Consider the following 21,014-nt stretch of genomic DNA (forward strand, 5'->3'; position numbering starts at 1 on the left):
ATTCGGAAAAAAGGGCTGTGACAAGACTTTTGTCACAGCCCCCTTGTTGTTTTATTTTGCTTGGATCAATTCTTTTAGTTTTTCTTTTGAAATAGATTCATCAAAAATTTCTTTACCCAAGATGACAGTTGGAACAAATCGAATATGTGCTTGCTCAGCTTCGTTGATGATTGCTTGGCTCAGCTGTTCGTCTTTTTGTTCTGCCAGCCCTAATTTATCTGCTGCAAAATCCGCTACTCCTTGGAGCGAAAGATGTTTCCACTCATCTTGAGTATCGAATATTTGTTTGATCTCTTTGATTGCTTGTTGCCCATCGCTGATCGTGATATATCGGTGCATCACGTTTCCTCGCTGCAAGCTTTCTTTTTCTTTATCGAATAATTTGATCACTCGCTGCAATTGACCGCTTTGGACGGCTTCTTCCAATAGCTCATGAGATTCTTCAAACCATTGTCGGCAATATGGGCAAGCTAAGTTGATGAATTCGATCATTTTTTTAGGAGCATCTGATGAACCATAAGTAATACCTTTTTCTGTAGTTGTTTTTGTTGCATCAATCACTGATATATCCATGTAAAAACACCTCTTTCGGTTATAGTTTACACATGTCTGGCAAAAAAAGGCAACGATTTAGACTGTTTCTCTAAAAAAATGATTGAAATAGACGTATGTGAAATATTTTTCTAAATAAAAGAAAAAAAGGAATATTTTACGTTATAATAGAACAGATAATAAGAGAGAATATGAACAAGGATGATGAATCATGCGAAAAATGAAAACAATGGACGGCAATACGGCAGCCGCGTATATTTCTTATGCTTTTACCGAGATTGCTGCAATATATCCGATAACGCCAAGTTCGACCATGGCTGAATTAGTCGATCAATGGTCAGCAGTAGGAAAAGAAAATGTATTTGGTCAACCAGTAAAAGTAGTGGAAATGCAGTCCGAAGCAGGAGCAGCTGGCGTGGTTCACGGTTCACTGAAAACTGGTGCGCTGACAACTACATATACCGCCTCACAAGGGTTGCTTTTGATGATACCGAATATGTATAAAATTGCTGGGGAACTACTGCCAAGTGTTTTTCACGTTGCTAGTCGGGCAGTGACGACGAATGCTTTAAATATATTTGGAGATCATGGAGACGTGATGGCTGCAAGACAAACAGGGTTTGCGATGCTAGCTGAAAGCAGTGTGCAAGAAGTGATGGATTTGGCACCTGTTGCCCATCTTGCTTCGATTGAAGGTGAATTGCCTTTTTTGAATTTCTTTGATGGGTTCCGTACGAGTCACGAAATTCAAAAAATCGAAGTTTTAGAATATGAAGAATTAGCTCCTTTGATCAATCAGGAGAAATTAGCTTCTTTTCGTAAACGTGGGATGAATCCCAATCATCCGACAGTTAGTGGCACGAACCAGAATCCAGATATTCATTTTCAACAACGGGAAACAATCAATCCGTATTATGATAAGTTACCTGCAATCGTACAAAAATATATGAAAGAGATCAATCGATTACGAGGTACTTCTTATGATTTGGTGACTTACTACGGAGCAGCTGATGCAGAAGAGGTCATTGTTTCTATGGGATCAGTTGCACAGACGATTGAGCAAACAGTTGATTATTTGAATGCAAACGGACGGAAAACAGGTTTTTTGAATATCCATCTTTATCGACCTTTTCCAGTGGAAACATTCGTGCAAAAGTTACCTCATACAGTAAAAGCAATCGCTGTTCTTGATCGAAGTAAAGAGCCAGGAGCAGGGGGAGAACCCCTTTTATTAGACGTTCAAAGTGCGTTATATGATTCTGAATTTCGCCCGGCTATTATTGGTGGTCGCTACGGATTAGGTTCGAAAGATGTGATGCCCGATCAAATCTCGGTAGTTTTTGATGAATTGAAAAAAGATCCAAGCATACGCAAAAAACGGTTCACCATAGGGATCGTGGATGATGTGACTTATCAATCTTTGGAAACAAAAGAAAGTCTAGATTTAACAGAACCGCAAACATTCCAGGCAAAGTTTTGGGGATTTGGATCTGACGGAACAGTTGGTGCAAATAAATCAGCCATCAAGATTATCGGGGATCACACAGACAAGTATGCTCAAGGCTATTTTTATTATGACTCGAAAAAATCTGGCGGTCTAACTGTCTCTCATCTTCGTTTTGGAGATACACCGATACGTTCAGCGTATCTTGTCGAGCATGCGGATCTTGTTGCTTGTCACACACCAGCTTACCTGCATAGCTATGACTTGGTCAAAGGATTGAAGCCAGGTGGAATCTTTTTACTGAATACTCTTTGGAGTGACGAACAATTAGAAACGCATCTACCCATAAAATTAAAACGTTACTTGGCTGAAAATAACATTCGGTTCTATACGATCAATGCCATGAGATTGGCCCAAGAAGTTGGTTTGGGACGCCGGATCAATACGGCAATGGAAACAGCATTTTTTAAATTAGCTGACATCATTCCATTTGATGAAGTGATCCCGTTGCTAAAAGAAGAAGCACTAAAAAGCTACGGGCATAAATCAATGGCTATCGTAGAAAAAAACATACAGGCAATTGATCGGACAATCGAACTGCTTCATGAAGTTGTGATTCCAGAAAATTGGAAAACATTGGAGATGCCTGAAAAAATCAATAAAAGGAACAAGGGGTATGTACAAGAAATCCTTGAGCCAGTGAATGCGCAGGAAGGGAATCATCTCTCTGTTGGTACGCTTGTAGCAAATGGAATGACAACTGGCAAAATGCCTTTAGGAACGGCTTCTGTTGAAAAGCGAGGTGTCGCTTTAGAAGTACCCGAGTGGATTAGTGATCGCTGTACGATGTGTAATGAATGTGCCTTTGTTTGTCCTCATGCTGCCATCCGTCCATTTTTAGCAGATGAAGAGGAAATGGAAGAAGCGCCAGAAGGATTTATCGTGAGAGAAATGCGAGGCGCAGACGGCGTAAAATATCGTATCCAAGTTTCAGTGGAAGACTGTACAGGTTGTGGTCTTTGCGTAGAGGCTTGTCCCGCAAAAGGCAAAGCTTTAGTAATGAAACCTTATGAAGAACAGAAAGAACAAGCTATGAATTGGGCTTTTGCAATGACGCTAAGACAAAAAGAAAATCCAGTGAAAGGGAAAAATACGGTTTTATCGACACAATTCAACCAACCGCTTCTTGAATTCTCAGGTGCTTGCTCAGGCTGTGGCGAAACACCTTATGTAAAATTATTGACACAAATGTTCGGCGATCGAATGATGATCGCGAATGCGACAGGCTGTTCTTCTATTTGGGGCGGTGCCTCTCCGGCTTCTCCTTATACGACAAACGAATGTGGTCAAGGGCCTGCATGGTCAAATTCTTTATTGGAAGATAATGCTGAATTTGGTTATGGTATGCTTCTGGCGGCACAGACTCGTCGTGAGGCTTTGGCAAATTCAATCAAAGAAGTATTGCCAAAAGTATCAGAAGAACTGCGAGAATTGATGGAAGACTGGTTGGAACATCTCTTTGAGAGTGAAGGAACGCAGCAAAGAGCAGCAAAACTGCAAGCAGCGATCGAAAACGAACGATCAATTGTCCCTGAACTGGAAGATATATACAAGAGAAGAGATCTATTCGTAAAAAACAGCCAATGGATGATTGGCGGAGACGGATGGGCTTACGACATTGGTTTTGGCGGAATCGATCATGTACTTGCCAGCGGAGCAGACGTAAATATCCTTGTTTTGGATAACGAAGTCTATTCCAATACTGGCGGTCAAACCTCAAAAGCAACACCAGCTTCGGCAATCGCTAAATTTTCAGCTAGTGGAAAATATGCTTCAAAGAAAGACTTAGGGATGATGGCGATGACATATGGGAATGTCTATGTAGCACAAATCGCTTCAGGTGCCAATCAAATGCAGACAATCAAAGCATTTGAAGAAGCAGAAAAGTATCCTGGTCCTTCTCTGATTATTGCCTATACGCCTTGTATTACACATGGCTTGCTTGGTGGAATGAAAGAATCGCTTAAAGAAGCAAAAGAAGCTGTTTCTTCTGGTTATTGGTCATTATATCGATATAACCCTGCAATGGTCGAAAAAAACAAGAAACCAATGACTTTGGACTACAAAAAACCTGATTTCTCTGCTATGCCTGATTTCATGAGGAAACAAGTTCGCTTTTCCTCGCTAGAGAACGCAAATCCAAATCTTGCAAAAGCTTTATTTGAAAAGACTGTCCAAGATGCTAAAACACGTTTTTACAACTATGCTGCACTGTCAGGAGAATTAGAAAAAATCAAGAAAAGACTTGAACCAGAAGAGTCTATTGATGTAGTCGTTAAGACGAGAAAAGAAAAAACGACGGACCCTGAAGCGGAAGAAAGAAGAGCTGCCCGAAGAGCCGCCAGAGCGGAACGACGTAAAAAAACGGAACACGTTACAGAAGAAAAAAGTGAAAAATAACAGAAAAAATGTAATGAATAATTCTCTGAGGTTTAAAAAATTTTATTCTAGAGAAAAATAAAACGCATACTTGTAATTTTCTTGAAAATTATGTGTTTTTCTCAAGAAAAAAACGAGCAGATCAGCCTCTAAAATTAAAACATATGATATACTAGAGAGGAAATCTCAAAAGAGAAGAGAGGCTTTTTATGTCATTTCAAATCGGGGAACTTTTTAATTTGGACTATTGGCAGCAAATGTTTTCCGGTGACTTGTTCTCTCTGAATTTTTTGGTGAACATACTTGATATTCTGGTTGTCTGGTATCTTGTATACAAACTGATCCAACTGCTGCGAGGCACAAAAGCGATTCAGCTTCTGAAAGGTGTAGCTATTTTTATTGTTATCCGAATCGTAGCGGAAATCATTGGTCTGCACACCTTGTCTTGGCTGATGAACCAAGTCATTACGTACGGGGTGATAGCTGCTATCGTGATTTTTCAGCCGGAAATCCGGAGAGGACTGGAACATCTTGGACGCAGTTCGCTTTTCAAACAATCAAAAAGCGAACAGCAGGAAGATGAGAAGATGATCTTGTCTTTTGACAAAGCCATCCAATATATGTCCAAGCGAAAAATCGGTGCACTGATCACTATCGAACGTCATACTGGATTAGATGAGTATATTGAGACAGGGATTGCTTTACATGCAGATATCACTGGGGAGTTGCTGATCAATATCTTTATTCCTAATACACCGCTACATGATGGTGCAGTTATTGTAAAAGAAGGAAAGATCGCAGTAGCAAGCGCCTATCTTCCTCTATCAGAAAGTATGTTGATCCCTAAAGAATTCGGGACTCGACACCGGGCAGCTGTCGGTATAAGCGAAGTCAGCGACGCGATCACCATCGTTGTCTCTGAAGAAACCGGGGACGTCAGCATCACGTTAGATAATGAACTGATGGCTGGCTTATCCCAGCAAGAATATTTGGCAATCTTGCGTAGAGAACTAATTGCTGAAGAGAAAACAAAAAATAAGAAAAACGTGATTCAATCTTTCCTAGACGGTATGACTAAGGGAGGGGATCGCAAATGATCTCAAAAGAGAGACGGACAAGCATTCTTTACAGTTTTATTGCATTGCTGTTCAGTATTGCACTGTACTTCAATGCAAATGGACAGTCCGTTCAAAACACGCTTTCTGGAAATGAAGCGTATAATCAAACAGTCACTGGTGTGCCAATCAAAATTTCTTATGATTCGCAACGCTATTATATCCATGGATATGAAAACACAGTGACGGTCAAACTTTCCAGTGCAAACCGAGTCCAGTTGAATGCAGAAGCAAACGAAGATACACGGATGTTTCGTATCACTGCAGATATCACTAAGCTTGGCGAAGGAACACATGAAGTTCCGCTGAAAATTCAGAACTTGAGCAGTGCTGTCACAGCAAAGATGGAACCATCAACTATTACAGTAACGGTTGAGAAAAAGGTGACAAAAGATTTCGATGTTGAAACGTTGATTCCTTCAACGATCACACCATCTGGATATGAGCTGGATGATACTTCCGTTAGTCCAAAAAAAGTCTCTATCACTACAGGCGACAAAACATTGGCCGAAATCAAACGAGTAGTAGCTGATGTGGATGCTTCGATGGTCACGGATGATGGAATCAATAGTGAAGTGCCGATACAAGCGCTGAATGCAGCAGGAGAAATATTAAGTATCATTTCCGATCCAGTGCAAGTAACTGTGAAAGCTGATGCAATCAAACCAAGCAAGACGGTACGACTTTATGGGACGCAACAAGGAACACCGGCTGCTGGGGTTGAAAGCTATGATTTTAGTTTTTCAGACCTGGAAGCAGAAGTAAGCGGATCTAGCGATTTGCTTGCATCAATCGGCGACAGTATCGCTGTACCGATCAATGTCTCAGGAATCAGTCATCGAACAACTCGTAAAATCGAAATACCAGTAGAAGAAGGACTAAGTATCAAACCTAAATCAGTCAGTGTGGAGATTACACCCGTAATGCAAACGTCAAGTAGCAGTTCCGCTTCGACGAGCAGTCGGACACAAGAAGATACAAATACAAGTATAAGCACTTCATCTGCTGATTCAGCAACGGTACCATCAACAACAACGTCCATTTCTTCTAGTTCGGGATCTGCAACAAGCAGTTCATCCACGAGTACAGAAGAAACGTCGCAAACAAGCGAATCAACACAAGTGAGCAGAACAAATTCCTCGGAAAATTAAGTTAAAGGAGTAATTTTACAACTATGGGTAAATATTTTGGAACAGACGGCGTCCGCGGTGAAGCCAACAAGGAACTTACGCCAGAACTTGCATTTAAGCTGGGACGATGCGGAGGTTATGTCCTAAGCCAGCATGAAGAAGAAGGAAAACGCCCACGCGTACTAGTGGGGCGGGATACAAGAATCTCAGGTCAAATGTTAGAAGAAGCGCTGATTTCAGGACTTTTATCGGTGGGTATCGAAGTGTTCCAACTAGGTGTGATTTCTACGCCAGGTGTTGCTTATCTGACACGATTACAAAAAGCAAGTGCAGGAGTCATGATCTCTGCTTCGCACAATCCAGCGCAGGATAATGGAATCAAATTTTTTGGTGCAGACGGTTTTAAATTAGTAGATGATCAAGAACTAGAAATCGAAGCATTGTTGGATGCAGAAGTAGATGAATTGCCTCGTCCCTCAGCTGAAGGTTTGGGAACTGTAGAAGAATTTCCAGAGGGTTTATTGAAATATTCTCAATTCCTTGTCCAAACGATCAATGGCGATCTTTCCGGTTTGACGATTTGCGTTGATGCAGCAAACGGAGCAACTTCAACAAGTGTCAATCGTTTGTTCGCTGATCTTGAAACAGACTTCTATACAATGGGCACAAATCCAGATGGTTTAAACATCAATGATGGGGTAGGTTCTACACATCCAGAACGTTTAGCTGAGATGGTCGTTGAAAAAGGAGCGGACGCTGGTCTAGCTTTCGATGGCGATGGCGATCGCATCATCGCGGTAGATGAACTTGGGAATATCGTCGATGGTGATAAAATCATGTTTATCTGTGCTAAATACTTAGCAGAAAAAAATCGCTTGAAAAAAGACACTATCGTTACAACTGTGATGAGCAACTTAGGCTTCCACAAAGCGGTAGAAGGAATCGGTCTGAAAGATGTCGTTACACAAGTTGGTGATCGTTATGTTGTAGAAGAAATGCGCAAAAACGATTATAATTTTGGTGGCGAGCAGTCTGGACACATGATTTTCTTAGATTTCAACACAACTGGTGATGGGATGCTTTCAGGAATTCAGTTGTTGAATATTATGAAACAGACGGGTAAAAAATTATCTGAGCTTGCAGCAGAGGTTACGATTTATCCGCAAAAATTAGTGAATATCCGCGTAAGTGATAAAAACGGTGCGATGGATGTTCCAGCAATTAAAAAAGTAATCGAAGAAGCAGAAGCTGAAATGGGATCAGAAGGTAGAATCCTAGTTCGCCCTTCCGGCACAGAACCATTACTTCGTGTGATGGCAGAAGCGCCTACCGATGAGAAAGTCAATTACTATGTCGATAAAATTGCAGCAGTAGTCAAAGAAGAAATCGGTCTAGATTAAGAAACTAAGATAGAAGAGAAAAAGCAAAGACTAGTGACGGTTATTCGTCGCTGGTCTTTGCTTTTTCTTTTATTTAAAAACATATTGTGTAAGAAACATTATACCAATGTAAGAGATGAAAAAACTCAACATCACTAGTAAAATAGCACGTTTGCGTGCTTTATCTGCTTTTAATCCTATTTTTTTGTGGATATGATCAAGAATAATATAACTAGGAATTTGAGCCAATAGATAGACGTAATAATAGTTTTGCCCGTCCGCAATAAGGAAGTACAAAACAAGAGAAGCAACTATACTATCAAAAAAGAGAATAGACCAGCGTAAGAGCGTTAATTTTGTTACCATCGAAAATCATAGGTAGAACTCCAGCGTGCTTCGGTCAAGGTTATTCTACCAGTCCCTCTATTGCCGTTAGCATCTATTCTATCACGACAAAATCTGCTTCTTGATGCTATCGTATTCAATACCATGCCGGATAACAGAGCCGCAATAGCAACACCCACCCCTAGTAAAGTAGCTTTAGTAATGGCAGCAAGTATTCCGGAAAGTGCGACGCCAGCACTGCTTTGAACGAATAAAATATTGTAAGCAGTACGAACTGCTTGCTTACCGGCAGCTGTTTGATAAAAAATATTCCAACCCCCGTTTTGTATACGTTCGCCATAACCACTAGTCCTCATTTCTGCGCCTTCATATTTTTTAAGAAAATATTCTGCAAATGCTTTTGCCTGTTCAATGTTGTTTGTTCGGGTAATGGTTTCCAATGATCTTTTGAACGCAATGGATGCCATTTCTTTTTCCATTTCTTTATAACTATCATTTTTGTAAACATCAGGCTTGATAGTGGTAGTATCTAATTCAGAAGCAAGGGAGACGATTGCAGTAGAAGTCAGGACGAGTGAGGAAACAACAATTGTAGTGACAAAAATAATAAGCATTTTTCTTATCATAGGACAACCTCCATTTTGTTTTTGTTATAATATAAGTATAATAGTTTCTTTGTTACCCTTATATTTTATAATCATCTAATTGTTTTTGGTAGATTTGTTGCATAAGCTCACAAAAATTTTGGAGGGAGAAAAAATTGAGGTTTGGCGAAATGTATCGATTTATAAGGAAAGGGAAAGGAATGACTCAAAAAGAAGTTTGTAATGATTTTTTAGATAGGACAACTCTTTCGCGGATTGAAAAAAATGAGACGGAGCCAAGGTTTGAAAATGCTTGTTATTTATTAGAGAGGATAGATGTATCTTTAGATGAATTTAGATATTTGGCAAATATAGAGAATAGAGATAATAGAGATAATCGTACAAGGCTTATTGAGGATTTTTATTCTATTATTTCAAATACAGAAAGTGCACAGATAAGAAAGTTGTATAGACGATGTTTAGAATTTACATCTACTTGTTCAGATAAAAAAATAGAAGAAATCCTGTTGATTTTACGCTTGTATTTATCTGCTGATCCTATAGACTTTGATAAAACAGAATTCAAAGGGTTGGTGACTCCGATTTGGCAGCGGCTTTCAAAAATAGAGGTGTGGACATTAAGAGATATTCAAATATTTGCGATCATTTCATTTCATCTAGAAATCAGCACGTTAGAAATAATGTATCCTATTCTATTAGCTACGCTTGATAGATATAATCGATTGGATGTTGTCGATACAGTAAGGCTGACACTTTTGATGAATATCTCTCAAATATATATACAAAAAAATCTTGTAGAAGATGGCCGATACATGTTGAATCTAGCAAAAGATATGGCGAAACGAGCAAAACGAGCTGATTTTCTAGGCATGATCTTCGTAAGATTGGGGTACTGCCAAAACGATACAAAATTAATGCAAAAAGGGTTTGATTTACTTGAAGTAGTTGAAGAAACGGAATTAAAAGCCAAATTATTAAAGGAACTCCAATATTATAGACAGAGAAAGTGAACGATTTATTTAAACGAGGTTTTAAAAAGTAAACGGGAAATAAAGTAAAAATACCGAACACTAAAAATCAAATTTTTTGGTGTTCGGTACATACTATGCTTTTATTTTTTTACAAAAGACTGCAAAAATCAAATGATTTCCCGTACAGAAACGTTACTCAACTGTCACTGATTTCGCCAGATTACGTGGCTTGTCAACGTCAAACCCTCGTAACAGTGTGGCGTAATAGGCAAGTAATTGAGTCGGTACGACTGTGGCAAGAGTAGACAGATAAGGGTGGACTGCTGGCAGTACTAGTTGGTCATTTTCCTTTTCTAATCCTTCTGAGACGATAATTAATGTTTTAGCGCCACGGCTTTCGACTTCTTTCAGATTACCTCGAGTATGCGCGCCAGTCACTTCTTCACTGATGATTCCGATCACGGGTGTTCCTTCTTCAATCAAAGCAATTGTTCCGTGTTTCAATTCACCAGCAGCAAAACCTTCTGCCTGGATGTAACTGATTTCTTTCAATTTCAAAGCGGCTTCAAGAGAAACGTTGTAGTCTGCCCCGCGTCCGATATAAAAAGCATTTCTTGTGTCGCTGAGGTATTCTGCAGCCAGCTCCTCTAAATAATCTTTCTGGGCAATGACCGATTCCATCGCATTTGCGACTAAACTCAATTCATGAGTGATATCGAACGAAAGAGAAGTTTCTAATTCTTTTTTGTCACCGATAGCTTTGGCTAATAAAGTCAGTACTGCTATTTGTGCAGTATAAGCTTTCGTTGATGCTACTGCAATCTCAGGTCCGGCATGCAATAATAGGGTGAAGGATGCTTCTCGCGAAAGAGTAGAGCCAGCAACATTTGTAATCGTAAGTGAAGGATAGCCAAGACGGTTGATTTTTACCAGCACTTGCCGACTGTCCGCTGTTTCGCCACTTTGACTCAAGAAAATAAAGAATGGTTTTTTTGAAAGAAGAGGTGTGTTATAGCCGAATTCACTGGCTAAATGAACCTCGACAGGAATCTGTGTCAATTCTTCCAAAGTCTGTTTACCAGCTAATCCCGCATGGTAACTAGTTCCGCAAGCAACGATGTAGATTCGATCGCTGTCAGATAATGTATCGATCAGTTTTGGATCAAGAGGGACCCGATTATCTTCTGTTACGTATTTTTGAGCAATACGGCGCATGATAATAGGCTGTTCGTCGATTTCTTTCAGCATATAAAAAGGATAGGTGCCTTTCTCGATATCTGAAGCATCTACTTGCGCTTCAAATGAAGAACGTTCCATAATGTCGCCCGCAAAATTTTGGATAATAATTTTGTCTGATGTAACGGTAACCATCTCTTCATCTTCGACCTCGACGAATTTCTTCGTATGAGCAAGCATAGCCATTGCATCACTGGCAATCACATTGAATCCATCGCCAAGTCCGACTAACAATGGGCTTTTGTTTTTCGCTACATAAATCACATCAGGTGTTGTACGATCAATCAAAGCGAAAGCATAAGAACCTTTGATGACGCGCAAAGCTTTTAAAAATGCCTCTTTTGCCGTCATATCCTTCGCAAAAGTTTCAATCAGATGAGCGATAATCTCAGTATCTGTCTCACCGATAAAGTGATCATCTGTTAAATAAGCATTTTTAAGTTCTTCAAAGTTTTCGATCACGCCATTATGGACGAGCACGAAACGTCCGCTTTGTGAAGTATGTGGATGGGCATTTTCTTCAGATGGTTGTCCGTGGGTTGCCCAACGTGTATGGCCGATGCCTATATTTCCTGTAGTATCAGAAGTTATTTTATCCTTTAAATTTTGGATTCTACCTTGTGCTTTGACTAAATAATCTGTCGTGCCATCTGAGACAAAGATGCCAGCTGAATCATAACCGCGGTATTCCAATTTTTCTAGCCCGCCAATCAATCCTGGTGTTACATTTTTTAATCCAATCATTCCAACAATTCCGCACATAAAAAACATCCTACTTTCTATAATGAATTCGTATGAATGCTTCCAGCTGCAGGAAAATCCTTTTGTTTTATCTTTGCAGATACTTTTTGTGGATCTTCTGTAGAGTGCAGTCCCTAGGGTCATCCGCCGAATCTTTCGATAAACCCTCTCCTCGTCATCTGTTTGCACAGACCAGGCGCTATCCTAAAAGGTATAACTATCCTCCTTTTTTATTTTTTATCTGGAAACATTTAAAATCATACCCTTTTGCGAATGTTTTTGTCAACAAAAAAAGAATAAAAATAAATTGGTATATATCGAACTGCTTTTTGGATGTGCGTTTTGTGTCAAAAAATAATCGGTTTTTATCTATCATCTTTTTCAGGAGTTCGGTACAATAGAAAGTAATAGGATGAAGGAGGAGAAAAATGGATTCAAAAATTGAAATCATGACACTTGGAATGTTAAAAAAACAATTGTCCGAATTTGAAGCATCAGCTGGTGTATCAGATGATACAAAAATATTTTTAGATACTGGTTGGGATAGCATCCAGGAAATCGCACCTGATGCCTTGGAAGTTGTCCAAGCGCGAGAGTTTACGGTAGAAGATGAATGGACAAAAGAGTCATTTTCCGGGTATGCGCGTGAAGAAAAAGCAGAGCGATTCGACACTTCCGAGCAGTCAGAAACTGTGATCGTCATAAAAAACTTGTATTAGAAAGGAGAAAGAATGAATAAAAAACGTTGGGCAGCAGTTCTGATTGCTGCGGGATTATTTGTGGTTTCGTTAGTTTCGGCGAGTTTGACTAAGCCTCAGGAAAACAATCAAGTCGAGGGGTTGAACAGTTGGTTATACGGGGATGAAGAGTTAGTACCAAATGTGTTGGAAGAGGGAGACAGTACGCAAAAAATCGTAAAACTAACAGTAGATGGAACGATTGCTGCAGGAGGATCTTCTGGTTTATTTGCTTCTGAAGGTTATAACCATGAAAATTTCATGGAACAACTGAAAGCTGTGGAAGAAGATCCAACAGTCAAAGGAATCTTTTTAGAAGTAAACTCTCCTGGTGGTGGTGTCTATGAAAGTGCGGAAATCGCTAAGAAATTAGATACGATCCGTAAAGAACATGATATCCCGATGTATGTCAGTATGAAAAACATGGCAGCTAGCGGTGGTTACTATATTTCTGCTCAAGCAGATAAAATCTTTGCAACCGAAGAAACAGTGACCGGTTCAATTGGTGTGATCATGTCAGGATTGAATTATTCAGGGCTTTTAGAAAAACTGGGTGTGGAAGACACAACAGTGAAAAGCGGCGCATTGAAAGATATGGGTTCAGGAACACGCCCAGAGACAAAAGAAGAGGAAGCAGTGCTTCAAGCGTATATTGATAGTGCGTATCAACGATTTGTAAGAATCGTTAGCGAGGGACGAAATAAATCTGAAGAAGCAGTCAAAAAAATAGCAGATGGAAGGATTTATGATGGTGTCCAAGCAAAAGAAGTAGGTTTAGTCGATGAATTGGGATTCCCTGAAGACGCCTTACAAGCTATGCGAAAGGAACAAAAGCTTGAAGATGCTGAATTAGTAGAATATTCCTCCGCATCATCTGGATTTGCCAGCACATGGTTAGGGAGCAAACTGGCAGAGTTCCAAGGATTGAAATCTTCTGAAACTAGTCAGATCTTATCAATACTTGAGAATCTCGGAACTGCAGAATCACCAAAAGCAATGTATTATTACGGAGGTGAGTAAGCATGACGGAACTTCCAAACGAAAATAAGGAACAAGGAAGAGAGAGGCAACAGCAGCCTGCTGTGGGACCTGATCCAAGCTTTTCCCAAAAGGTGCTGAGCTCTTTTGAAAGAGAACCGATGACGTCAGAAGAAATCAAAAAGAAACAACGGAAATGGAAAAAGTATACTGACACAAAAAATGAACCACCAAAAGCAAATGATTTTCCTCATTATTTCTATGCAGGTTTTTTGATCCGAATGTTTGCCTTCTTGATCGATCTTTTGTGTATCGGTGCTATTACACGTTTAACACTTGGTATTGCCAAAAATCTAGGTTGGCTGAATTTTTCAGATTCGTATTTGAGTCTCTATGGATTCACAGCATTACTCATTTATTTAGCGTATTTTGTTTTATTGACGAAACTCAATCATGGCCAAACGATTGGGAAAATGATCTTCGGTATTCGAGTCATCAGTTTTGATGAAGAAGAACTTAGCTGGTCAACTGTTTTAGTTAGAGAAGGTGCTTGCCGGTTCATTCTAAAGTTTCCTTTGCTGATGTTAGGGTATCTTCCAGCAATCTTTAATCAGAAAAAGCAGCATCTGGGAGATCTTTTCACTAATACAAGTGTCGTTACGATTAATCTGATCAAAGCATTCAACCAAGAAGTTAACAGCTGATGATCCATAAAAAACAGTAGTTTGAAGCATCTTCTAAAAGTCAGATCAAAAATCTAGCTTTTAGAGGATGCTTCGATTATTTTTAATTGTCATGCTTTTTCTGTTTTGCTACTATTGAACATGAGCTGAACATAAGCAAGAGGAGGACACTGCGTGAAGCCGATTGATTTTCCAGAAAAATATGAGAATTTAATGCGAGTGGCCCAACAAGCACTAGCAAACCAGCAATATCAGCAGGCAAAAGAACTATTTCAACGTGCTTACGAGTTGAAAGAAAGCTTTGAGGCTAACAGCCTGCTTGTTTTTTGTCTTTATGAGTTAGACGAGAAAAAAGAAGCGTTGAAACAAGCACTCTTACATGAAAAACAGTATCTTCAAAACGAGGAGTTTGCTGAATTTTATTTTGACTTGTTAATCAGCGCACAAGATTTTTTATATGCTAGAAAATTGATAGCAAGTACAGATTTTTATGAATCTTTTGAGCAGCGTATCATTGAAAAAATCCAATTTGCAGAAGAATTATCCGGACAAATGGAGAGGCAAAAAGTCAAGGCACTCCATAAAAAATCGGAGGAACTTCCTTCATTGGAACCAGCACGTCAGCTGTCGTCTATCGAGGAGATCGAACAGCTTCCTTACCATGAGTTTATCCAAACAGCGAGTAAATTGATTGTATTACCAGAGGTCCATATTTTAGCGAGGGCAAAATTGCTGGAGACACTCAGGCAATTGAATGAATGCAACCCTGTTTTCTATTTGACGATTGAAGAAAAACTAGTCAAAGTCATACCCAAAGATTTGCCTAAGCCACAGCAACAGTCAAGTTATCGACAATTGTGTGTGTTTTCAGATCATTATGGGAATGAAGATGCGCTACTTAGTTCGGTGTTGAAAGAAGAATTTACGTTGCAATCTGCAATCGTTTATCCGGTCTATGATACATACATTGAAGACCCGAGGCGTTGGTTTCAACTGACTGTAGAGGCATGTACAGGAAAAACGATGTATGATGGTACGGAAGATGAAAAACAAGATTTTTTTAAAAAACGAGAGAAAATTTTGCAACAAATGATCTTCTTCCATTAGATTTTATCAGTGAAAAAGATAAAAATGTTATGAAAAACAAGGATTCTACCCATTCAATATGTTTACAATTTGAAAGGGTTAGTGTACTATTTAAAGGTATGCATGAAACGTTTTTGATGTATAAAATGAATTTCTAAACTCGGAGGGAATTAAATGACTGCAACATTTGAAAAAAAAGGCACGAATGATGGTGTTTTAAAATTTACGATTGCGCAAGACGAAATCCAAAAAGGATTAACAACTGCGTTTAATAAAGTGAAAAAAAGCTTGAACGTACCTGGATTCCGTAAAGGGAAAGTTTCTCGTCAAGTATTCAACCGTATGTACGGTGAAGAAGCTTTATATGAAGATGCATTGAATGCTGTATTACCAGAAGCTTATGAAGCTGCTGTCAAAGAAGCTGGCATCGATCCTGTTTCTCAACCAAAAATCGATGTTGAAAGCATGGAAAAAGGTCAAGATTGGGTAATCACTGCTGAAGTAACAGTGAAACCAGAAGTAAAATTAGGACAATATAAAGATCTAGTTGTTGAAAAACAAGACCGTGAAGTAACAGATGCTGACGTGGATGCACGTATTAAACGTGAACAAGAAGCACAAGCTGAATTAGTTATCAAAGAAGATGCTGCAGCTGAAAATGGCGATACAGTAGTAATCGACTTCGAAGGCTTTGTAGATGGCGAAGCGTTTGATGGCGGAAAAGGCGAAAATTACTCACTTGAATTAGGTTCAGGTTCATTCATTCCAGGATTTGAAGATCAATTAGTTGGTCATAAATCAGGTGAAAGTCTAGATGTAAATGTAACTTTCCCAGAAGATTATCAAGCAGAAGATCTTGCTGGAAAAGAAGCAGTCTTCAAAGTGACAATCCATGAAGTAAAAGCAAAAGAAGTGCCTGAATTAGATGACGAATTCGCAAAAGATGTGGATGACGAAGTATCAACATTAGACGAATTGAAAGAAAAATATCGCAAAGAATTAGTAGAAACAAAAGAAAAAGCAGCGGACGATGCAAAAGATGAAGCAGCAATCCGTATGGCTGTTGAAAACGCAGAAATCGTTGAATTGCCACACGTGATGGTTCATGATGAAGTACATCGTTCAATGGACGAATTCTTGAACAACATGCAACGTCAAGGTATCTCTCCTGAAATGTACTATCAATTAACTGGTTCTACAGAAGAAGACTTGCATAAACAATTCGAAGGTGAAGCAGAAATGCGCACAAGAACAAATCTTGTGATCGAAGCAATTGCAGCTGCTGAAAATCTTCAAGCAACAGAAGAAGAAATCAATGCAGAAATCCAAGAATTATCAGAAACATACAACATGCCAATCGAACAAATCAAACGCGTGTTGACAGAAGATATGCTGGAACATGATGTGACAATGAAAAAAGCAATCGAATTGATCACAGGTACAGCGACAGAAGCAAAAGAATAGAAATTAAGTAATAGAGGTCATGAAATAAGGGACTGTGACATGTTTGTTGTCACAGTCCCTTATTTTTTGTTAAGCGTGAAAATATACAAAGATATAGGTCAATCGATCCTTTGTTAAACACTTTTTCTTTTTACTAAACTATGTTATGATAGTAAAAGACTGTAAAGTCTCTGATAGTTTCTTGCATACTTTTTGCAAGTTAAGGGGTGAAGACCATGTATGACAATCCAAGTAGCAATGAGACCGTACGCTGTTCTTTTTGTGGGAAAACCCAAGAAGAAGTGAAAAAAATCGTAGCTGGTCCAGGGGTCTACATCTGTAATGAATGTATCGACCTATGTAAAGAGATCATTGATGAAGAATTTTATGAAGAAGCTGTACGCGAATTCACTGAAGTCCCTAAACCACTAGAAATTCTTGAAGTATTGAATAACTACGTGATTGGACAAGATCGCGCAAAACGCTCGTTAGCTGTTGCCGTATACAATCACTACAAACGTGTCAATCAGCAAGCACAAGAGAACGCAGATGATGTTGAACTACAAAAAAGCAATATCTGCTTGATCGGACCTACAGGGTCTGGGAAAACGTTTTTAGCACAAACATTAGCAAAAACGTTGAATGTACCTTTTGCAATCGCAGATGCGACAAGTTTGACGGAAGCTGGTTATGTGGGTGAAGATGTAGAAAACATTTTACTTAAATTGCTCCAGTCTGCTGATTACAATGTGGAACGTGCAGAAAAAGGGATCATCTATATTGATGAGATCGATAAAATCGCACGTAAAAGCGAAAATGTATCCATCACTCGTGATGTTTCCGGTGAAGGTGTCCAACAAGCCTTGCTGAAGATTCTAGAAGGAACTGTTGCAAGTGTTCCGCCTCAGGGAGGACGTAAACATCCACATCAAGAATTTATCCAGATCGATACGACGAATATCTTGTTCATCGTAGGTGGGGCGTTTGATGGTATCGAAACAATCGTGAAGAACCGCATGGGCGAAAAAACGATTGGATTTGGTACGCAAAACCAAAAACTTTCTGAAGACGAAAGCGTCATGCAGCATATCATTCCTGAAGATTTGCTGAAATTCGGATTGATTCCTGAGTTTATCGGACGATTACCTGTTATGGCAGCTTTAGAGAAATTGACAACAGATGATCTGGTACGGATCTTGACTGAGCCAAAAAATGCGTTAGTCAAACAATATCAAAAACTTCTTTCTCTAGATGATACCGAACTTGAATTTGAACCTGAAGCATTGAGAGCTATTGCGAAAAAAGCAATCGAACGCAACACTGGTGCTCGAGGTCTTCGTTCTATCATCGAAGAAATCATGATGGATGTGATGTTTGATATCCCTTCAAATGAAAACATCGAAAAAGTGATTATCACCAAAGAAGCAGCTGAATTGTCTGGTGAGCCAACAGTGATCTATAAAGATTCAGAGAAAAAAGCGGGTTGATGAGAAGAGGCTGCCGTAAAAGTCATTTTGGCTTTTACGACAGCCGCTTGCTTTATTCATCACCTTTTTAAGGAGAGAGACCATGAAAGTCCATCAAGCTGAAATCATCATAAGTGCAGTGGCACCAAAACAATATCCAGAGACACAATTACCGGAAATAGCTCTGGCAGGGCGATCAAATGTAGGGAAATCTTCTTTTATCAACACATTGATTGATCGAAAGAATTTAGCGCGCACTTCCGGTAAGCCTGGAAAGACCCAGACCTTGAATTTTTATTTGATCGAGAATGCGTTGCATTTTGTCGATGTTCCAGGATACGGGTATGCAAAAGTATCCAAAACTGAACGAGCAAAATGGGGAAAGATGATCGAGACATATTTAACGACTAGAGAACAACTACGTGCGGTCGTTTCTTTAGTAGATCTGCGCCATAAGCCTTCTCAAGAAGATATCCAGATGTATCAATTTTTGAAGTATTATGATATCCCTGTGATCGTTGTTGCTACTAAGGCAGATAAGATTCCTCGCGGTAAATGGAACAAGCACGAAAGCGAGATCAAAAAAGCATTGGATTTTGATCGTAATGACACATTTATTCTTTTTTCTTCCGTTACAAAACAAGGAAAAGAAGAAGCATGGGCAGCAATCGAACAAGCAATCGAATCATAAAAAGAAAAAAAGACTTACCAGCCAAACTTTTATGGAAGAGTTTGGCTGGTAAGTCTTTTTTTGCAGAACTTATCTTACTTTTGTTTCTTGTCTTTTTTCTTTTCGTTTTGTGGCTGCGGTTTTAGAAACCGATCGATTTCTTCTTTTGGCGCAACTGTTTTTTCCGGATCGACAGCAAATGATTCGAAAAGTCTATCTAAATTGTCTGTACGTTCAAATTTCAATCCCATCGCGAACACCTCTTTGTTCCTTTTTTACTTAGTTTACCATGTAATACCTAAAATTGGTTTCTAAGACAAAAAGTTTTAGTTTTTCTTTATCATTCGTTATAATTAAATTATAAAAAGGTTTGAAAGAGGTGAGAAAATGATTGGTGAAGATAAATTATTAATGACTATCCAGCTCACAGACTTAAATGAGGAAGAAAAAAAACAGGAAATAAGCGATTGGGCCGTTTTGACACGTCTGTTGATCCAGCCAACATTTATCCGCTCTTTCACTCAACAAGCGGAGCCGTATGATCTTAAGAAACTTCAAGAAAAAATAATGCTCGCATCGGTAAGAGACGAAAGCTGGTTAGTTGTAGGGAATGACGAGAACGAGTGTAGTTTTCGTTTGGAAGGCAATCAATTGTTGATAAAAAATGTATTGGCTATCTCTGTTTTCAAAGAAAACCAGTTTTTGATTCGAGATTTCATTCAGAAAAAAATGATTGCCCATGGTGTATTTGCTTATATGAGAGCTTATAGCGAGTTTATCTATCACAATACAAAACAGATTCCCCAGCGGCTGCTGTTTGAGACGATGGACGAAATCGAGCGTTTACCTAAAATGAAACAACAAAACGGCGACGTAGTAGTGGATTGCAATCAATTTCCAGGCTACGATCTTTTTTATCAAGGCTTATGTTTTACCTCATGCTGGGAAATGTATTACAGTCACTATTACCATCAGATCATCCCCAAACCGATTTTTCTCGATACACAACAAGTAGAAAAAGTGAAAGAATTAGATAACGAAGTCATATATATCCAGCTTTATCGAGACCCATTCAATTGGCAAAAAACAAACAATCAGCTATTCCAATCCTATTTTAGAGACCAGCTTGGGTTTGACCACCTTGCTTGGGATAACGGCGTGGGATTGCTGAAACCACCATTTGTTGAATACATTTATACTGATCATACGATTCAATCTGTCCAGTATCAAAATGCGCAGATGCAACCTGTTCCCAAAAAAAATGCCTCGTTCTTTGTAACGAAAAGTTATGATATTCAAGGAGGAAATTATAAAGAAAGACGTGTCCGCGGAACACTAAATGCTCAGGCGTATTTTCCTTGGGTTGACGAGAATCGCGCGCGCATGATGTGCTATAAGATCATCGATCCGACTGTTGCTTTGGACAATGGAATCGAAGCATATTGTTATTACATCAGGGAATATCTAGAAATAGAGGTAACAGATGAGAAATATCAAGATTATCTTTTATCATTAAGAATCTATGTTCCTTCTGAAGCACTTCCGGATTTACCGTTAAAGGAAATCAAACACAGACTCTCTGATATTGCCTTCAAACGAATAAAGAAAAAACGGCGAAGTGTCCAATTTGATGTCAAGAAAGGCGAGAAGCATCTGCGTGTGCAGTTTTTAGATTATCGCGAATTAGAACAATTGATTACTTTACAAAAAATATGAGGTGAAGAAAATGGATAAACAACTTTATTATCGAATAATGGTTCCAGCATCATTATTATCCGTCTGTCTCTTTTTTGTTCCTAATTTTCCTATTCGATCAGTCATCGGTTTCTTGGTCATGTTTGGTGGGATGGGATTTTATTATTACCTTCTTCATAAGGAAAGAAAACCTGCTTCTGTTTATATGAAAAAAACAAGAAGCGAAAATAACAAACGATAAAACAGTTTGATAATATTCAAATAAAGTAGGGAACCAGTCAAAAAAAGACTGGTTTTTA

At 39.0% G+C, this 21,014-nt stretch carries 18 protein-coding genes; 14 read left to right on the forward strand and 4 right to left on the reverse strand.

The genetic code is table 11. The features are described 5' to 3' along the window. Positions 1-51 precede the first annotated feature (51 nt). The gene (locus ESP02_RS10050; protein WP_002314839.1) at positions 52-573 is read right to left on the reverse strand and encodes a DsbA family protein; all 522 of its coding nucleotides are present in this window, start codon (positions 571-573) and stop codon (positions 52-54) included. A 190-nt stretch (positions 574-763) separates the two neighbouring features. Here ESP02_RS10050 and nifJ point away from each other — a divergent pair, with 190 nt between their 5' ends. The 4 genes from nifJ to glmM all read left to right on the forward strand — a co-directional run bounded on the left by nifJ (position 764) and on the right by glmM (position 8,080). Next, positions 764-4,456: a pyruvate:ferredoxin (flavodoxin) oxidoreductase gene (gene nifJ, locus ESP02_RS10055; protein ID WP_038398747.1), complete on the forward strand. Its 3,693-nt coding sequence runs from the start codon at positions 764-766 to the stop codon at positions 4,454-4,456. Between the two features lie 188 nt (positions 4,457-4,644). After that, on the forward strand, positions 4,645-5,532 hold the full coding sequence (gene cdaA, locus ESP02_RS10060; protein ID WP_002400285.1) for a diadenylate cyclase CdaA: 888 nt from the start codon (positions 4,645-4,647) through the stop codon (positions 5,530-5,532). After that, positions 5,529-6,701, forward strand: coding sequence for a YbbR-like domain-containing protein (locus ESP02_RS10065; protein ID WP_002400284.1), 1,173 nt, complete (start codon positions 5,529-5,531; stop codon positions 6,699-6,701). Before cdaA ends, ESP02_RS10065 begins: the two co-directional genes overlap by 4 nt. A gap of 23 nt (positions 6,702-6,724) precedes the next feature. Continuing rightward, positions 6,725-8,080: a phosphoglucosamine mutase gene (glmM, locus tag ESP02_RS10070; protein ID WP_002287824.1), complete on the forward strand. Its 1,356-nt coding sequence runs from the start codon at positions 6,725-6,727 to the stop codon at positions 8,078-8,080. Between the two features lie 338 nt (positions 8,081-8,418). On the opposite strand, the gene ESP02_RS10080 is transcribed toward glmM, so the two are convergent. Beyond that, positions 8,419-9,030, reverse strand: coding sequence for a hypothetical protein (locus ESP02_RS10080; protein ID WP_002400282.1), 612 nt, complete (start codon positions 9,028-9,030; stop codon positions 8,419-8,421). A gap of 149 nt (positions 9,031-9,179) precedes the next feature. On the opposite strand from ESP02_RS10080, the gene ESP02_RS10085 reads away from it, so the two are divergent. Beyond that, entirely contained in the window at positions 9,180-10,019 is an 840-nt protein-coding gene (locus ESP02_RS10085) for a helix-turn-helix domain-containing protein (RefSeq protein WP_002336457.1), read from the forward strand. Between the two features lie 153 nt (positions 10,020-10,172). Here the strand turns inward: ESP02_RS10085 and glmS are convergent, their stop codons facing one another. Beyond that, on the reverse strand, positions 10,173-11,978 hold the full coding sequence (gene glmS / locus ESP02_RS10090; RefSeq protein WP_025478319.1) for a glutamine--fructose-6-phosphate transaminase (isomerizing): 1,806 nt from the start codon (positions 11,976-11,978) through the stop codon (positions 10,173-10,175). Positions 11,979-12,385: 407 nt separating this feature from the next. On the opposite strand from glmS, the gene ESP02_RS10100 reads away from it, so the two are divergent. The 7 genes from ESP02_RS10100 to yihA all read left to right on the forward strand — a co-directional run bounded on the left by ESP02_RS10100 (position 12,386) and on the right by yihA (position 19,041). Beyond that, positions 12,386-12,676 carry a hypothetical protein gene (locus tag ESP02_RS10100; protein WP_002400279.1) on the forward strand — a complete coding sequence of 97 codons (291 nt, stop codon included), beginning with the start codon at positions 12,386-12,388 and terminating at the stop codon, positions 12,674-12,676. 12 nt (positions 12,677-12,688) lie between these two features. After that, positions 12,689-13,714: a signal peptide peptidase SppA gene (sppA, locus tag ESP02_RS10105; RefSeq protein ID WP_002314847.1), complete on the forward strand. Its 1,026-nt coding sequence runs from the start codon at positions 12,689-12,691 to the stop codon at positions 13,712-13,714. Between the two features lie 2 nt (positions 13,715-13,716). Then, positions 13,717-14,376, forward strand: coding sequence for an RDD family protein (locus ESP02_RS10110; RefSeq protein ID WP_002314848.1), 660 nt, complete (start codon positions 13,717-13,719; stop codon positions 14,374-14,376). Positions 14,377-14,529: 153 nt separating this feature from the next. Beyond that, the gene (locus ESP02_RS10115) at positions 14,530-15,462 is read left to right on the forward strand and encodes a tetratricopeptide repeat protein (protein ID WP_002314849.1); all 933 of its coding nucleotides are present in this window, start codon (positions 14,530-14,532) and stop codon (positions 15,460-15,462) included. A 153-nt stretch (positions 15,463-15,615) separates the two neighbouring features. Continuing rightward, positions 15,616-16,905 (forward strand): trigger factor, encoded by a 1,290-nt coding sequence (tig, locus tag ESP02_RS10120; protein WP_002292069.1) that lies wholly within the window; start codon positions 15,616-15,618, stop codon positions 16,903-16,905. A gap of 215 nt (positions 16,906-17,120) precedes the next feature. After that, a complete protein-coding gene (clpX, locus tag ESP02_RS10125) occupies positions 17,121-18,371 on the forward strand; it encodes an ATP-dependent Clp protease ATP-binding subunit ClpX (RefSeq protein ID WP_002400278.1) in 1,251 nt (416 codons plus the stop codon). A gap of 82 nt (positions 18,372-18,453) precedes the next feature. Next, positions 18,454-19,041 (forward strand): ribosome biogenesis GTP-binding protein YihA/YsxC, encoded by a 588-nt coding sequence (gene yihA / locus ESP02_RS10130; RefSeq protein WP_002297545.1) that lies wholly within the window; start codon positions 18,454-18,456, stop codon positions 19,039-19,041. 74 nt (positions 19,042-19,115) lie between these two features. Here yihA and ESP02_RS13345 read toward each other — a convergent pair whose 3' ends face one another. Continuing rightward, entirely contained in the window at positions 19,116-19,271 is a 156-nt protein-coding gene (locus tag ESP02_RS13345) for an SPJ_0845 family protein (RefSeq protein WP_002400277.1), read from the reverse strand. Between the two features lie 136 nt (positions 19,272-19,407). Here ESP02_RS13345 and ESP02_RS10135 point away from each other — a divergent pair, with 136 nt between their 5' ends. Together ESP02_RS10135 and ESP02_RS10140 are read left to right on the forward strand one after the other, a co-directional pair. Next, positions 19,408-20,736, forward strand: a complete 1,329-nt coding sequence (locus ESP02_RS10135) for a hypothetical protein (RefSeq protein WP_038398752.1) — start codon at positions 19,408-19,410, stop codon at positions 20,734-20,736. 10 nt (positions 20,737-20,746) lie between these two features. After that, entirely contained in the window at positions 20,747-20,956 is a 210-nt protein-coding gene (locus tag ESP02_RS10140; protein ID WP_002400275.1) for a hypothetical protein, read from the forward strand. Positions 20,957-21,014: the final 58 nt, after the last annotated feature.

Source organism: Enterococcus sp. NBRC 3427 (genome assembly GCF_007996925.1).
Classification (GTDB): Bacteria; Bacillota; Bacilli; order Lactobacillales; family Enterococcaceae; genus Enterococcus_B; species Enterococcus_B lactis.